The 15,765-nt window shown below is 72.4% G+C and carries 13 protein-coding genes; 5 read left to right on the top strand and 8 right to left on the bottom strand.

Annotated elements, in window-relative coordinates:
- Positions 1-14: 14 nt before the first annotated feature.
- The gene (locus ACWD4J_RS07735; protein WP_451394411.1) at positions 15-1,238 is read right to left on the bottom strand and encodes a cytochrome P450; all 1,224 of its coding nucleotides are present in this window, start codon (positions 1,236-1,238) and stop codon (positions 15-17) included.
- 174 nt (positions 1,239-1,412) lie between these two features.
- Between ACWD4J_RS07735 and ACWD4J_RS07730 the strand changes: the two genes are divergently transcribed.
- Positions 1,413-1,859, top strand: a complete 447-nt coding sequence (locus tag ACWD4J_RS07730) for an SRPBCC family protein (RefSeq protein ID WP_451394410.1) — start codon at positions 1,413-1,415, stop codon at positions 1,857-1,859.
- 38 nt (positions 1,860-1,897) lie between these two features.
- On the opposite strand, the gene ACWD4J_RS07725 is transcribed toward ACWD4J_RS07730, so the two are convergent.
- From ACWD4J_RS07725 to ACWD4J_RS07705, 5 genes are all read right to left on the bottom strand, one after another.
- On the bottom strand, positions 1,898-3,130 hold the full coding sequence (locus tag ACWD4J_RS07725; protein WP_451394409.1) for a glycoside hydrolase family 6 protein: 1,233 nt from the start codon (positions 3,128-3,130) through the stop codon (positions 1,898-1,900).
- A 175-nt stretch (positions 3,131-3,305) separates the two neighbouring features.
- Entirely contained in the window at positions 3,306-4,457 is a 1,152-nt protein-coding gene (locus ACWD4J_RS07720; protein WP_451394408.1) for an XdhC family protein, read from the bottom strand.
- 286 nt (positions 4,458-4,743) lie between these two features.
- Positions 4,744-7,128 (bottom strand): xanthine dehydrogenase subunit D, encoded by a 2,385-nt coding sequence (gene pucD, locus ACWD4J_RS07715; protein WP_451394407.1) that lies wholly within the window; start codon positions 7,126-7,128, stop codon positions 4,744-4,746.
- A gap of 2 nt (positions 7,129-7,130) precedes the next feature.
- Positions 7,131-7,739, bottom strand: a complete 609-nt coding sequence (locus ACWD4J_RS07710; RefSeq protein ID WP_451394406.1) for a (2Fe-2S)-binding protein — start codon at positions 7,737-7,739, stop codon at positions 7,131-7,133.
- A complete protein-coding gene (locus ACWD4J_RS07705) occupies positions 7,739-8,629 on the bottom strand; it encodes an FAD binding domain-containing protein (RefSeq protein ID WP_451394405.1) in 891 nt (296 codons plus the stop codon). Before ACWD4J_RS07705 ends, ACWD4J_RS07710 begins: the two co-directional genes overlap by 1 nt.
- A 287-nt stretch (positions 8,630-8,916) precedes the next feature.
- Here ACWD4J_RS07705 and ACWD4J_RS07700 point away from each other — a divergent pair, with 287 nt between their 5' ends.
- Positions 8,917-10,641: a PucR family transcriptional regulator gene (locus ACWD4J_RS07700; RefSeq protein WP_451394404.1), complete on the top strand. Its 1,725-nt coding sequence runs from the start codon at positions 8,917-8,919 to the stop codon at positions 10,639-10,641.
- A 164-nt stretch (positions 10,642-10,805) separates the two neighbouring features.
- Positions 10,806-11,600, top strand: a complete 795-nt coding sequence (locus tag ACWD4J_RS07695; protein ID WP_451394403.1) for a hypothetical protein — start codon at positions 10,806-10,808, stop codon at positions 11,598-11,600.
- Between the two features lie 85 nt (positions 11,601-11,685).
- Here the strand turns inward: ACWD4J_RS07695 and ACWD4J_RS07690 are convergent, their stop codons facing one another.
- On the bottom strand, positions 11,686-12,561 hold the full coding sequence (locus ACWD4J_RS07690; protein WP_451394702.1) for a GntR family transcriptional regulator: 876 nt from the start codon (positions 12,559-12,561) through the stop codon (positions 11,686-11,688).
- 346 nt (positions 12,562-12,907) lie between these two features.
- Between ACWD4J_RS07690 and ACWD4J_RS07685 the strand changes: the two genes are divergently transcribed.
- Positions 12,908-13,795, top strand: a complete 888-nt coding sequence (locus ACWD4J_RS07685; RefSeq protein WP_451394402.1) for a (2Fe-2S)-binding protein — start codon at positions 12,908-12,910, stop codon at positions 13,793-13,795.
- A 272-nt stretch (positions 13,796-14,067) separates the two neighbouring features.
- Complete coding sequence (locus tag ACWD4J_RS07680) at positions 14,068-15,117, top strand: DUF2637 domain-containing protein (RefSeq protein ID WP_451394401.1); 1,050 nt, start codon at positions 14,068-14,070, stop codon at positions 15,115-15,117.
- A gap of 26 nt (positions 15,118-15,143) precedes the next feature.
- Here the strand turns inward: ACWD4J_RS07680 and ACWD4J_RS07675 are convergent, their stop codons facing one another.
- On the bottom strand, positions 15,144-15,641 hold the full coding sequence (locus tag ACWD4J_RS07675; protein WP_451394400.1) for an ATP-binding protein: 498 nt from the start codon (positions 15,639-15,641) through the stop codon (positions 15,144-15,146).
- Positions 15,642-15,765: the final 124 nt, after the last annotated feature.

Below are 15,765 nucleotides of genomic sequence, written 5' to 3'. Positions count from 1 at the left end.
GTCCCCGGACCGGATCACCAGAGGAGGTGGAGGGCCTCCGGCGAGCGGTGGATCATCGTCGGCCGCATGGTGACCGGCCGCTCCTCCGCGAGCCTCAGGTCCGGGAACCGGAGCGTGAACTGCTCGAGCGTGATGCGCACCTGTTCCCGGGCGAGCTGGGATCCCGGGCAGGCGTGCGCGCCGAGTCCGAAGGCGAGATGGCGTCCGGGTGTGCGCGTGATGTCGAAGACGTCGGGCCGCGCGTGCCGCTGCACGTCGCGGTTGGCGGAGCCGAAGGCCACGAACAGGGAGGTACCGGCGGGCAGTCGCGTCCCCGCCAGAGTGACCGGCCGTGTCGTGATCCGGCGGAAGCCCTGCAGCGCGGTGTCGTACCGCGCGGCCTCCTCGACGGCGGCCGGAATGCGCTCGGGCTCCGCACACAGCAGCCGCCACTGGTCCGGGTGGCGCAACAGGTGCAGCAACGCGGTGCCGATGAGGGCGGTGGTGGTGAGATGCCCGGCGAGCAGGAAGTTCTGCAGATGGGCAACGAGTTCGTGACGCTGGTCGAGGGTGAGTTCGCCAGGACGCGCGTCGGGGGCAACGGACGCTATGAGCTCGGAGGCCACGTCCTGCCGGGGGCCGGCGTGGCGGTCGCGCACGAAGGCGTCCAGCTTGTGCTGCATGGCGACCACGTCGCGGGCGGCGGCGACCTGTTCGTCCTCCGGGAGCGGCCGGAAGAGCAACTCCTCGGCGCGGTAGCCGCCGTGCACCACCGCCGGTACGTCCTCGGGTTCCAGGCCGACGATCCGGCCGATCACGTCCCCGGGCAGCCGCTGCGCGTACGCCGTCATCAGCTCGACGTGCCCGTCCTTGGCGAAGCCGTCGACGAGGGCGGCGGCGCGCTCGACGGCGTACGGCAGCACGGCCTCGACCCGCGCGGGCGACAGGCCCCGGGTGAGGGGCGCCCGCAGCTGCCGGTGCAGTTCTCCGTCCGCGGTGACGACGACGGGGCGGCCGCCGAAACCCCCGCCGAGCACGGCGAGCGCGGCGGGAGACGGCATGACGTCGGGGCGCAGGGCGTTGGCCGACGAGAAGTCGTCCGGCCGCAGCAGTACCTCCCGCACGTCCTCGTCGCGCGCGACGAGCCAGGAATCGAGCTCGGCGACATACGTGAGCCCCTCCGCCCGCCTCGCCCTCGCGTAACCCGGATACGGATCGCGCTGCAACACGTCGAGGCTCTCGTGCAGTTGACGGTCCACGGCTGTCCCTCCGGGTGCGAATACCAGTACGGGGGCGAACGGTCCGGGTCATCCTGCCCGGGGCGGCGCCTCGGCCGGAAGGCGGTATCCGGACGCCCGACGGGTGCGCCGACAGCCCCCGGGGGCTGTCGGCGCTCGCGGCGTTCCGGGTGTCACCGCGCCTACGATCGCGCAATGGCCCTCATCCGCATCGAACGGGTTTCGCCCCTCTCCGTCGCCGAGGCATGGCATCGCCTCACCGACTGGAGACGCCATGCGGACGTGGTCCCGCTGACCCGCGTCACCGTCACCACACCGCCGCCCACGCGCGACGGCACCGTCTTCGTGGCCCGCACCGGCATCGGGCCGGCTGCGTTCGACGACCCGATGGAGGTGACGCTCTGGGAGCCTCCGGACCCCGCCGAGCCCGGCCGGCCCGCCCGCTGCCGCCTGGACAAGCGCGGCACGTTCGTCACCGGCTGGGCCGAGATCGAGGTCCACCCGAGCGAGGCGGGCTCCCGGGTCGTGTGGCGCGAGGAACTGCGGGTGCGCCGGCTACCGCAGTTCCTCGACCCGCCGCTGGCCGCGTCCGCGCGCCTGCTGTTCGGCCGGGCGGCGGACGGCCTGCTGCGCCGCGCCTGAGTACGGAGGGAATCACGCCGTGCCGAGCACGGGGGGAATCACTTCTCCGACAGCAGCGGCGGATTCGCGAACTGAACCAGTTCCAGGGCCTGTTCGGGGAACCAGTCACCCGCGTTCGGGTCCACCATCCCGCGCTCCGGATCCTCCGGGCCTGCCGTCCCGCGCAGGCACAGGCCGTCCGACTCGCCCGGGATCTTGATCCACAGCCGGGCGTCCTGGAGGGGGTCGCCGGTGCGCAGTGTCGGGCGAGCGCCGAGGCCCCGGCCGGGCGGGTTGCACCAGTCCTGCGCGTCCGTGTACTTGCCGGCGGGCGGAGTCCACGCTCCTTGGCCGTTGCGGCTGGAGTCCGTGACGAAGTGCTTCATACGGGATGCGGGCGTGTCCACGTTCTCGTCGAGCCACGCCTCGGCGTCCGCGTGCGACCACCACTGGTTGGGGCACGCGGCGCTGTCGCCGCCCTCCGCGACATAGGCCAGGCAGGACGAGATCAGCTTGCCGTACCAGGAGTTGGCGTCTTCGCTGTTGTAGTTGGAGGCGTTGGTGAAGAAGCCGGTGGCACGCGTGACGCCGCCCTTGACCAGGCGCGGCACGATGGAGTTCACCGAGTGCCAGCCCGGGTGCCCGGTGTCCAGGTAGACGCGGGTGCCGGTCAGCGGCTCGAGCGTGTCGACCGCGTAGTTGACCTCGGCATACCGGGCGGCGGTCAGGGAGCCCTCCGCGTCGTCCTGGCCGCAGTCGGCGGGCAGCAGGGCCAGCGAGTCCGGCTCGAGGATCACGATGGCCTCGCGGCGGCCGATGCCGCGTGCGACCGCGTCGATCCATGCCTTGTACTCGGCGGTGTTCGCGGCCCCGCCCGCCGAGTAGTTGGCGCAGTCCCGTCCGGGGACGTTGTAGAGCGCGAACACGGGGGTGGCGTCGTCGCGGTCGGCGTCGCGCACGACGTCGCGGGCGAGCCCCTCCACCTCGGCCGGGCTCTGGTCCCCGAACCACACCGCCTGCGGCGTGCCGGCCATCGCCACGATACCCGCCGCCTCGCGGTCCCGGCCGGCGCGGACCAGGTCCAGGGCCTGGGCGTAGGCGTCGGGGTTGGCGTCGGGTACGTAGAGGTGGGGGCCCCGGGATTCGGCTGACTGTTCGGTCGCAGTGGTGGCCGATTCCGCCGCTGTGGCCGGTGCGGCGGCGACCGGTCCGGCGGTCAGCAGGGAGGCCACGACGACCGACAGGGCGGCCAGCGCGGCTGGGACGCATTTCGTGCGTCTGATGGGTCTCATGGGGACTCCTGGTTCGCAACAGGTCACGAGGGATTTATGGGAGCGCTCCCACACGAGGGTCAAGGGAAGGTCATGTTCGCGTCAATAGGCGTGCATCAACAGAAACGTGTGAGGTACACCGGCACAGGGCGGGAGAGGGGTCCGCCAGCCCTTCGCGAGGGACCCTACCGACGGCTCAGGCGACCGAACCCATGCGCCGCGCCGTCGCCTGTGGCCCGTCGCGGTGAATCGGCGCATGCGCCCCGGTCAGCGAAACACCGCTGCCGCCGCGCCGGTTCGCGACGATCTCCGAGGCGATGGACAGGGCGGTCTCCTCCGGCGTACGCGCGCCGAGATCCAGCCCTATGGGCGAGTGCAGGCGGGCGAGCTCGAGCTCGGTGACGCCGACCTCGCGCAGACGTTCATTGCGGTCGAGATGCGTACGCCGCGAGCCCATCGCGCCGACGTATGCGACCGGCAGGCGCAGCGCCAGTTGCAGCAGCGGGACGTCGAATTTCGCCTCATGGGTCAGTACGCACAGCACCGTACGGCCGTCGACCTGCGTCGACTCCAGGTACGTGTGAGGCCACTCGACGACGACCTCGTCGGCCTCCGGGAAGCGGGCCGGGGTGGCGAAGACCGGACGGGCGTCGCACACGGTCACGTGGTAGCCCAGGAACTTGCCGATACGGGCCAGCGCCGACGCGAAGTCGATGGCGCCGAACACGATCATCCGGGGCGGCGGAACGGACGACTCGACAAGCAGCGTGATCGGTGCTCCGCATCGAGAGCCCTGCTCTCCGATCTCCAGCGTGCCTGTGCGGCCCGCGTCGAGGCAGGCACGGGCCTCTTCGGCCGCGGTGCGGTCCAGCTCGGGGTGCCCGCCGAGCCCGCCCTGGTACGAGCCGTCGCCCCGGACGAGCAGGGCGCGGCCGAGGAGTCCGGCGGGCCCCTTGGCGACCCGGGCGACCGCCGCCACCTCTCCTGCCGCGGCGGCGGACAGCGCGGACGCGAACAGCTCCCGGGCGGGAGAGTCCGCGTGTACCGGGGTGACAAGGATGTCGATGACGCCGCCGCAGGTCAGGCCGACGGCGAAGGCGTCGGCGTCGCTGTAGCCGAAGCGCTCCAGGACGGTCTCGCCGTCCTGCAGTGCCCGTTGGCACAGCTCGTACACCGCACCCTCGACGCAGCCGCCGGAGACCGAGCCGATCGCCGTGCCGTCCGCGTCGACGGCGAGCGCGGCCCCTGGCTGGCGGGGGGCGCTGCCGCCGACGGCCACGACGGTGGCGACGGCGAAGTCGCGGCCCTGCGCGAGCCAGCGGTTCAGCTCCTCGGCGATGTCGAACATTCCGGTCTCCTGTTCCCATTGTGGGCAGGCGCCCCGCCCCACTGTTGTGGGCAGGCGCCCCGCCACCCACCCGTTGTGGGCAGGCGTTCCGCAGGGCTGGGGCACCTCCCAGCGGTAGCTGGGGGAGGGTGGGCACAACCCACGACGGCGGGTTCCCTTGGGATGTACAGGTGCCCCGCGTCGAGGTTGCCCAAGCGAGTGAGGCGTGACCCGCCGTCGGGGTGCCGCTGCGCCCACCCGTGCCGCCCCAGCGGCACGATTGCCCGCAGCGTGGGGGCCGGCGCGCCTACGCCATCCCCATCAGATGCTCCGGCCGAACCGGCGTCCGTTCAAGCGCCAGCCCCGTCGCCGCCCGGATCGCCGCCAGAACCGCCGGCGTCGACGACAGCGTCGGCGCCTCGCCGACACCCCGCAGCCCGTACGGCGCGTGGTCGTCGGCGAGCTCGAGCACGTCGACGGGGATGGTCGGGGTGTCGAGGATCGTGGGGATCAGGTAGTCCGTGAAGGAGGGGTTCCTGACCTTCGCGGTCCGCGGGTCGACGAGGATCTCCTCCATGACCGCCATACCCAGGCCCTGGGTGGTGCCACCCTGGATCTGGCCGACGACGGACAGCGGGTTGAGGGCCTTGCCGACGTCCTGGGCGCAGGCCAGTTCGATGACCTTGACGAGCCCCAGCTCCGTATCGACCTCGACGACCGCCCGGTGCGCCGCGAACGAGTACTGGACGTGTCCGAAGCCCTGCCCGGTGCGCGGGTCGAAGGGTTCGGTCGGCCGGTGCCGCCACACCTCCTCGACCTCGACGGCCTCGTCCTCCAGGACGTCCGCCAGATCGGCGAGCGCCTCGCCTCCGTCGGTGACGACCTTGCCGCTCTCCAGCAGGAGTTCGGCGGTGGCCCAGGCCGGGTGGTACGACCCGAACTTGCGGCGGCCGATCTCCAGGACCTTCTCGCGGACGAGCTCGCATGCGTATCTGACGGCGCCGCCGGTGACGTACGTCTGCCGGGACGCGGACGTCGAACCCGCGCTGCCCACCTGGGTGTCGGCCGGCTGGATCGTCACCTGGGTGACGCCCAGCTCGGTGCGGGCGATCTGCGCGTGGACGGTGACACCGCCCTGCCCGACCTCGGCCATCGCGGTGTGCACGGTGGCGACGGGCTCGCCGCCCACCACCTCCATGCGCACCCGCGCGGTGGAGTAGTCGTCGAAGCCCTCGGAGAAGCCGACGTTCTTGATGCCGACCGCGTAGCCGACGCCACGTACGACGCCTTCGCCGTGGGTCGTGTTGGACAGGCCGCCGGGCAGCTGGCGGACGTCGGCGCCCTCGGTGGTCTCCCACTGGCGCTCGGGCGGCATCGGCATCGCCTTGACGCGGCGCAGGAGCTCGGCGACGGGCGCCGGGGAGTCGACGACCTGCCCGGTCGGCATGACAGACCCCTGCTCCATGGCGTTCAGCTGCCTGAACTCCACCGGGTCCATGCCGAGCTTCGCCGCGAGCTTGTCCATCTGCGCCTCGTAGGCGAAGCACGCCTGGACCGCTCCGAAGCCGCGCATGGCGCCGCAGGGCGGGTTGTTGGTGTAGAGGGCGACGGTCTCGATGTCGACGTTGTCGACGACGTACGGGCCGGCGCCCAGCGAGGCCGCGTTGCCGACGACCGCCGGGGACGAGGAGGCGTAGGCGCCGCCGTCGAGGACGATGCGCGCCTTCAGGTGGGTCAGCTTGCCGTCGCGGGTGGCCCCGTGCTCGTACCAGAGCTTTGCCGGGTGGCGGTGGACATGCCCGAAGAAGGACTCGAACCGGTTGTAGACGATCTTGACCGGTTTGCCCGTGCGCAGTGCCAGCAGGCACGCGTGGATCTGCATCGACAGATCCTCACGGCCGCCGAACGCACCGCCGACGCCGGCCAGCGTCATGCGGACCTTGTCCTCGGGCAGACCGAGGACGGGCGCGATCTGGCGGAGGTCGGCGTGCAGCCACTGGGTGGCGATGTACAGGTCGACGCCGCCGTCCTCGGCGGGCACCGCTAGCCCGGACTCGGGTCCGAGGAAGGCCTGGTCCTGCATCCCGAAGACGTACTCGCCCGCCACGATCACGTCCGCACGCGCCCGGGCCGCCTCGACGTCGCCGCGCACGATCGGCTGGCGGTGGACGATGTTCGGGTGCGGGACGTGGGGCGCGTGGTGGTCGTCGCGGCCCGGGTGGAGCAGCGGCGCGTCGGGCGAAACGGCCGACGCCTCATCGGTGACGACGGGCAGCTCGCGGTACTCGACCCTGATCTTGGCGGCGGCCCGGCGCGCGGTCTCCGGATGGTCCGCGGCGACGATCGCGACCGGCTCGCCGTGGTGGCGTACGCGGCCGTCGGCGAGCACCGGGGTGTCCTGGATCTCCAGGCCGTAGTTCCGTACGTCCGTGGGCAGGTCGTCGTACGTCATGACGGCGTACACACCGGGCTGGGCGAGCGCCTGGCTCGTGTCGATCGACACGATCTCGGCGTGCGCGACCGGGGAGCGCAGAATGTGGCCCCACAACATGTCCTCGTGCCACATGTCGGAGGAGTACGCGAACTCGCCGGTGACCTTGAGGGTGCCGTCCGGACGGAGCGTGGACTCGCCGATGCCGCCCGTGGTCCGGGTGCCCTGCGTGAGGTTGGCGGGCGTACCGCTGGTTCCCATGGTCAGGCCCCCTCGGACTGCCGGGCGGCCGCGAGGCGGACCGCGTCCAGGATCTTCTCGTAGCCGGTGCAGCGACAGAGGTTGCCCGACAGCGCCTCGCGGATGTCCGCGTCGGACGGGTTCGGATTGCGCTCCAGCATCTCGTCGGCGGCGACCAGCAGCCCTGGCGTGCAGAAGCCGCACTGCACGGCGCCTGCGTCGATGAACGCCTGCTGGACGGGGGCGAGTTCCGCACCCTCGCCGGTCGCGGAGTCGGTCGGCCGGGCCTGCCACCGCCGGGCCGCGTCCAGTGACGTCCCGGGCGCACCGGACGTACCGCGGGAACCAGCACCCGTGGCAGGGCCGTCCCCGTCCGAGCGCTGCTTGGCGTGGTCGGCGAGCCCTTCGACCGTCACGACGTCCCGGCCCTCCACCTGCCCCGCCGCGACCAGGCACGCGCACACCGGCACCCCGTCCAGGCGGACCGTGCACGAACCGCACTCGCCCTGCTCGCAGGCGTTCTTGGAGCCGGGCAGGCCGAGACGCTCACGCAGCACGTACAGCAGGCTCTCGCCCTCCCACACGTCGTCGGCCTCCTGCCGGCGGCCGTTCACGCGAAACGTCACTCGCATCACGCAGCTCCCTCGGTTGTGCGGGCGGTGCCGCGGTACGACTCCCAGGTCCAGGTCAGGGTGCGGCGGGCCATGACGCCGACCGCGTGGCGGCGGTAGCTCGCGGTGCCGCGGACGTCGTCGATCGGGTTGCAGGCGGCCGCGCACAGGTCGGCGAACTGCTTGGCGACCGAGGGGGTGATGATCTTGCCGTTGTCCCAGAAGCCGCCCTCGTCGAGCGCCGCGTTCAGGAACTCCTCGGCGGCCTTGGCGCGGATGGGGGTGGGCGCGGCGGAGCCGATGCCCGTACGGACGGTCCTGGTCTCGGGGTGCAGCGCGAGGCCGAACGCGCACACGGCGATGACCATGGCGTTGCGCGTGCCGACCTTCGAGAACTGCTGCGGCCCGTCGGCCTTCCTGATGTGGATCGCCCGGATGAGCTCGTCGGGGGCGAGCGCGTTGCGCTTCACACCGGTGTAGAACTCGTCGATCGGGATCAGCCGGGAGCCGCGCACCGACTCGGCCTCGACCTCGGCGCCCGCGGCGAGCAGCGCCGGGTGCGCGTCTCCGGCGGGCGAGGCGGTGCCGAGGTTGCCGCCGACGCCGCCGCGATTGCGGATCTGCGGCGATGCCACCGTGTGCGAGGCGAGGGCCAGGCCCGGTAGCTCGGCCCGCAGGTGCTCCATGATCCGCGTGTACGGGACGGAGGCGCCGAGCCGTACGGTGTCCTCGCCGGTCTCCCACTCGCTCAGCTCGCCGATGCGGTTCAGGTCAAGCAGGTACTCGGGCCGCCGGTGGTCGAAGTTGATCTCGACCATCACGTCGGTGCCACCCGCGATCGGGACGGCCGTGGGGTGCTCCGCCTTCGCGGCGAGCGCCTCCTCCCAGCTCCCGGGGCGAAGGAAGTCCATGGTGGCTCTCTTCCACGAATCTACGAATCTACGAATCTACGAATCTACGAATGCAGCTCGTTCATGTGGTGTTCACGCGGATCAAGGTCAGTACACAGCGCTGTACTCCGCCGGGGTCAGTCACGGAAACCATGAAGGAGTTGGCTGACCAGAGCACCGCTCTTGTAGATTCGTATGAACGGCGATCCCCGGTAACGCCGTCGTCTTCGTCAGGAAACGACGACCACGACAACCCACCGGAACCGAACCACACGCACCATCGAGAAAGATCGGCGGCGACAAGGAACATGCGCCTGCGCGCACTGCTGGACACCGACGCGCTGGGGCTGCGGCTGCTCGGCGGCGAGAGCGAGCTCGACCGCACCGTACGCGGTGTGATGACCACGGACCTGCGGGACCCCAGCCGCTATCTCTCCGGTGGCGAGCTGGTGCTCACCGGCCTGGCGTGGCGGCGCGGCGCCGAGGACTCCGAGCCGTTCGTACGGATCCTCACCACCGCCGGCGTCGCGGCGCTGGCGGCCGGCGAGGCCGAGCTGGGCGCCGTCCCGGACGACCTCGTCGAGGCCTGCGCGCGCCACCGCCTGCCGCTCTTCTCGGTCAACGAGTCCGTGGCCTTCGCCACGATCACCGAGCACGTCGTACGCCAGGTCTCCGGCGAGCGCGCGGGCGACCTGGCGGCCGTGGTGGACCGGCACCGCCGTCTGATGACGCCGGGCCCCGGCGGCGGCGGCCCGAACGCGGTGCTCGACCTGCTCCGCTCCGACCTGGACCTGCGCGCCTGGGTGCTCTCGCCCACCGGGCGGGCGATCGCCGGCTCGGACAACGGCGGAGCGGCGTCCGCACCGGAGGTGCGCGCCAGGCTCGCGGCCGAGCACCTGGCCGCGGTCCGCACCGGGCGGCGGGGCCCCTACCGGGTGACGGTGGGCACCACGACGTACTCGCTGTTCCCCGTCGGGGGCTCGGGCCACCGCCCGACGACGGCCTCAGGCGCGGCGGGCTCGCGCGATGTGCGCGAGACCGTGCTGTCGGACTGGCTGCTCGCCGTCGAGGCCGATGCCGGGGACTGGCCCGATGAGCGGCTCGACCTGCTGCACGGCGTCACCCAGCTGATCGCGGTGGAGCGGGACCGGCGGGACGCGGCGCGCACGGTACGGCGCCGGCTCGCCCAGGAGGTCTTCGAGCTGGTGCAGGCCGGGGCGGCACCGGCCGAGATCGCGGCGCGCCTGCGCGTCGCCGCGCCCGTGCTGCTGCCCGGACTCGGCGTCGCGCCGCACTGGCAGGTGGTCGTGGCGGGTGTCGAGTGGGAGGGCGCTGACGTCGAGGGCGGCCCGGTCGCGCAGGCGCTGCTGGAGGAGATCCTCGTCGACCCCCTGTCGGCCGGGCCCGAGCCGTCCGACCGTATCGCCGTCGCGCACACGGGTACGGAGGCGATCGCGCTGGTGCCGCTGCCCTCGGTGGCCGCCGAGCACGACGACGGGGGTACCTCCCATGCCCTCAAGGCCATGGGGGAGGAGTCGGGGCTGGCCGCGGAGACTCTGCTGGAGGCCGTGCGGGAGCCGCTGACGGCGGGCCTCGCCGGCGACGGGCGGCTCACGCTCGGCGTCAGCGCCGCCGTGCACTCGGCGGAGGGGCTGCGCGGCGCCCTGGAGGAGGCCCGGCACGCCCGTCGTGTCGCGGCCGCCCGCCCCGGGCGAGTGTGCGCGGCCGGCCACCAGGAACTGGCATCCCACGTCCTCCTCCTGCCGTTCGTGCCGGACGACGTGCGCCGCGCGTTCACGGCCCGCCTGCTCGACCCGCTGCGCGACTACGACCGGCGCCACCGCGCGGAGCTCATCCCCACGCTGGAGGCGTTCCTCGACTGCGACGGCTCCTGGACCCGCTGCGCCACGCGTCTGCACCTGCACGTCAACACGCTGCGTTATCGGATAGGGCGAATCGAGCAGTTGACGGGGCGTGACCTGTCCCGCCTCGAGGACAAGTTGGACTTCTTCCTGGCGCTGCGCATGAGTTGAGGACGGAGAGTTGACGGGTACACGGTCCGACCGGTGCCCGTCAATCCACGACCGGCCCCCATACTTTGTGAAATCCTTCACCCACCCCCTTGGCCGGGCACTCGGATTCATGCTGAGATGCCGCCACGACTCAACAGCTCAATGGTGTGCTCGGGGAGGGCAACGTGGCGCATACCGCCATGTCTGGTATCGGAACGACTGCCGGGGACGATCCACTCCAGACCGCGGTATGGCGGCTGCGCTCACGCGCCTGCTGGACCGATGCGGCCGCACTGCTCGAACCACGCGCCGGTGACGACGTCGAAGCCGCGCTGCAGCGGGTCGCGCTCCTGGTGGAACAGTGCCTCTACACCGAGCAGGGGTGGGCCGAGGCCGAGGACGCACTGCGCACGGCGGAGGCGCTCGCCCGCGACGACGACGAGCGGGGGGCGGCCGCGTGCGAGCGCGGGCACCTCGCGTACGCCGCGACCCTGCTCGGCGTACGCGACCGGGCCGACGAGGCGCGGGCCGCGCTGGGGCGCGCCGCGGCGCTCATCGCCCCCGGCGCGCCGGCGCGGGCGCTCCTGGACTTCCGGCGCGGCCTGATCGCCGAGAACCTGGCGGGCTCCCCGCAGTCCGCCCGGGCCGCCTACCGCCGCGCCCATGCGGGGGCCACCGCGCACGGCGACACGCTGCTGCTCTCCTTCACCTGGCGCCATCTGGCCGGACTGGCCCTGCACGAAGGCGAACTGGCCGAGGCCCGCCACGGCTTCGCCGAGTCCCTCCGCATCCGCGAGGAACTCGGCTACCTGGTCGGCACGGCTCCCGCGCTCGCATCGCTGGCCGACGCGGAGACAGAACCGGAGGCCTCCCGGCTGCGCGCGGAGGCGAAGCGCCTCTTCCGGCTGCTCGGCGGCGTCCCGACCTGGCTGGCAGGCGGGCTGACGCCGCCGGCTCAATCGAGCCCGTCCGGCGCTTGAGGACGAGCCCGAAGGGCGATACGGGGGTTCAGGGGGCGGAGCCGCCTGGTTACGGGAAGGGGCGGGGTGGGGGAAATCACCCCCCTCAGGACCCACCCGCGAAATGCTCCCGCACCAGGGACTGGACCACGGCCAGGTCCTGTGCGACCAGAGCGTCAAGCAGAGCCGTATGCTCCGCCGCGTCGGCGACAAGATCGGCGCGGCCCCGCGGTGACCGGCCGTCCACCGACGGCCACTGGGCACGACGGTGCAGATCGTCAGCGATCTGCACCAGCTGGCGGTTGCCGGCCAGCGCGAGCACGGCCCGATGGAAGGCCCGGTCCGACTCCGCGTACCCGGCGAAGTTGCCACCGACCGCCGCCGCGACCGTCGCATCGGCCAGCGGACGCAACTCCGCCCAGCGCGCCGCAGGCACGGTCCGGGCGAGCCGCAGCATCACCGGCACCTCGATCAGGGCCCGGATCTCGGCGAGTTCGGCCAGTTCCTCGGCGGTACGCCGGGTGACGCGGAACCCCCGGTTCGGTACGACCTCCACGGCGCCCTCGAGAGCGAGCTGCTGCATCGCCTCGCGCACCGGAGTCGCGGAGACCCCGAAGCGCTCGCCGAGGACCGGCGCCGAGTAGACCTCGCCTGGGTTGAGGTCGCCCTCGACGAGGGCGGTGCGCAACGCGTCGAGAACCTGTCCGCGCACGGACGACCGCTGCACCACCCGCGGCGCGGGCGCGCCCACCGCGGAGGGGGCGTCCAGCGCCGTGCGGGGCGCGGGCATGGGCGGTTCGCTGTGCGTGTGTTCGCCTCGGGCCGCGTCGCCGTCCCCGGAGGGGCCGGGCTGCGCCGAGGCACGCGCTGTCGTCGCCTCATCGGTGAGGGGTCCACGCTCCGCCTGCCGGGGCGACGGGACGGCGGGGCGCCCGGATGAGATACCGGGGCCGGGCGGCAACGGAGCGGAGGACGCCGTCACGTGCTCCGTCGAGGGGGACGCCGTCGCGGCAGGCCAGGCCCTGGGCGCAGCCGTCCCCTGGGCGCCCTCGGCAGAGTCGGCGGACAACCCGGTGTGGTCATGCCTGTCGCGCGCGTCGGCCTGCTCCACGAGGTCCTCCTGTTCCTCTTCCTACGGGGCTCCGCTGATCCGGCCGGCCCAGGACGGGCCGATCCGGTCCCTCCGGGCCCGCCGGTACGTCTCCTGACAGAGCGAACGGAACGGGTAACACCCACGCACCTTAGGACGAGCGGGCGCCAGTTCAAACTGCGATCACATCGGGTAAGGTAAGGCTTACCTGCTAACGATCGATGTGGTGGTGCCCCGCATGTCTCTTGTCGCCCCGCCCGCACAGGCCGGAAGCACCTCTCACCGCGGCACCGTGCACCCGGCGCGTTCGGCCGTCGCCGATGCGTACGCCCGGCTGACCGAGGTCTTCCCAGGGCTGGAGATCAGGGAGCTGCGGCCGGACGAGCCGACCCCGCGGGACGGCGGCTGGGTGTCCGCCGCCCGGCTCGCGGAGGGCGGCGCCGCCCTCGACGACTACCTCGCCTGGGACAACGCCCAGGTCCTGCGGGACTACGGACAGCAGGCACGCCCGGACGTCGTCGCCAGCTTCGGGCTGCACCGTTACGCCTGGCCCGCCAGCCTGCTCGTCACCGTGCCGTGGTTCCTGCACCGCCGCGTGCCCCGCTACCCCGTCGAGCACGTCGCCTTCCAGCGCACCCTCGGCCGGATGGCCGTCCGGACCGGCGACTTCGCCTGCCTCCCCGGCGACCCGGCGGCCGCACTGCCCGGCGCCCGCGTCGTCCCGGACGAGGAGGCCCTGCGCGCCGAGGTGCGTGCGGCGGTCGCCGGGCATCTGGAGCCGGTGCTCGCGGGCTTCGGGCCGCGCATGCGCCGCCGGGGCCGTGCCCTGTGGGGCATGGCGACCGACGAGGTGGTCGAGGGCCTCTGGTACATCGGACATCTGCTCGGCGAGGAGCAGCGCGCCATGACGGAGCTGGAGCAGCTGCTGCCGGGTGCCACCAAGCCGTACGTGGGGTCGGCCGCGTTCCGGGAGCTGACCGGACCGAACGGCGAGCCGCTGCCGACCCGCGACCGCGCCAGCTGCTGCCTCTTCTACACGCTGCGCCCGGAGGACACCTGCGTCACATGCCCGCGCACCTGCGATGCGGACCGCATCAGCAGGCTGAGCGCCACGGCGACCAGCTGACGCCACCCGGACCCGCCCGCGAGCCCCGGCCCGCACGCCCGCACCGGCACAAGTCCACCCCCTACCGCAACCGGTTCTGGATGAACCACTCTTTCCGGTGGAGCCGATTCGAACTCAATTCCCTTGTTTCAAGCGGTAGTTCGAGGAGAACCTGGATCTTCGCGGCCCCTTGCCCACCAATGGCGTTCTCTTGCCTCGAAACCCTCTGAGGGTCATCGGGATTGAGCCACTATGGCGCCCGAAATGCCGTACCGCGATGCAAGGGACCCCAGATGAGACTGACCGACATATCGCTGGACTGGCTGCTTCCGGGCGCCGTACTGACCCTGGGCATGCTGGCGGCGGTGGCGGTGCTCGCGCGCAACAGGCGCGCCGGGGCGAACACGTCCGCCGACGACTCGTGGGAGCGCAGCGAGGAGCGCCGCAGGCGCAAGGAGGCCGTCTACGGCACCGCCTCCTATGTGCTGCTGTTCTGCTGCGCCGCAGTCGCCGCCGCCCTTTCCTTCCACGGCCTGGTCGGCTTCGGCCGGCAGAACCTGAACCTCACCGGCGGCTGGGAGTACCTGGTCCCGTTCGGTCTCGACGGTGCGGCGATGTTCTCCTCCGTTCTCGCGGTGCGCGAGGCCAGCCACGGCGACGCCGCGCTCGGTTCGCGTCTGCTCGTGTGGACGTTCGCGGGCGCGGCCGCCTGGTTCAACTGGGTGCACGCCCCGCGCGGCCTGGACCACGCGGGTGCGCCGCACTTCTTCGCGGGCATGTCGCTGTCGGCGGCCGTCCTGTTCGACCGCGCACTGAAGCAGACCCGCCGCGCGGCGCTGCGCGAACAGGGCCTGGTGCCGCGCCCGCTGCCGCAGATCCGGGTCGTACGGTGGCTGCGGGCACCCCGTGAGACCTTCGCCGCATGGTCGTTGATGCTGCTGGAAGGCGTACGCACCCTGGACGAGGCGGTCGACGAGGTGCGCGAGGACCGGCGGCAGAAGCAGCAGGAGCGGGTGCGGCGGCGCGATCAGGAGAAGCTGGACCGGGCGAGGTTCAGGGCGCTCAGCCGGGGGCCCCTGGGGCTGAGCGCGCGCGGCGGCCGCCAGGTCGAGCTGCAGGCGGGGTCCGCGGGCGGGGCGCCGGCCGAGGTCGGCGCGGAACCTGCCATATTCCCGCCGGAGCAACGGCCTTCGCCCATCCCCTCGCGGTCCTCCCTGCAGCCCGTCAGGAGCGGTACTGATCCGGTCACGGTCGACCTCACCGCCGAGGACGACACGATGACCCTGCCGCGGCTCGACTCCCTCGAGCGGAAGCTCAAGGATCTCGAGCAGCAGTTCGGCTGAGCGTCTGGGACGGCGGTGTCACGGCATCACACCGCACCGCCGTCCAGCTCGAACCACACCGCCTTCCCCACGCCGTGCCTGTGCACGCCCCACGCGTCCGCGAGGGACTCCACCAGTAAGAGCCCCCTGCCGTGCGTACTGGTACCGTCACCGGCCTCCGGCGCCCGCAGTTGGGGTATGCGCCCCACGAAGTCCCTGACCTCCACCCGGAGCCGTCGGCCGACGGTGGCGGTGAGCACCGCCTCATGATCGGTGTGGACCAGCGCGTTGGTGACGAGTTCGGTGGTGAGCAGTTCAGCGGTCTCCGATGTCCCCGGTCTTCCCCAGTGCCGCAGCAGCTCCCGCAGGGCGCGCCGCGCCTCGGGTACCGCTTTCAGGTCGGACCGTCCGATTCTGCGTCTGAGGAGTGTCTGCTCGTGCGGTCGCGTCGGATCCCCCGTCTCCCCGTCGGTCGCCGTCTCGGCCGTGCTCGTCGGGGAGGCCCCGGCCGCGCCGGGACCCCCCTCTCGTACCTGCCTCGTCATGACCCCCGCCCGTACGACAGCTGTCGGTTCCCTCCAGGTCGAACGCCTACACGGGAATGCATGCCCCACGGGACGGACGGCACGCATGTCCATGCGTCGATCACCTGCGAGCCACGGTGTCGGC

Source organism: Streptomyces sp. NPDC002577 (genome assembly GCF_053594815.1).
This window is presented reverse-complemented; position numbering and strand designations above follow the sequence as displayed.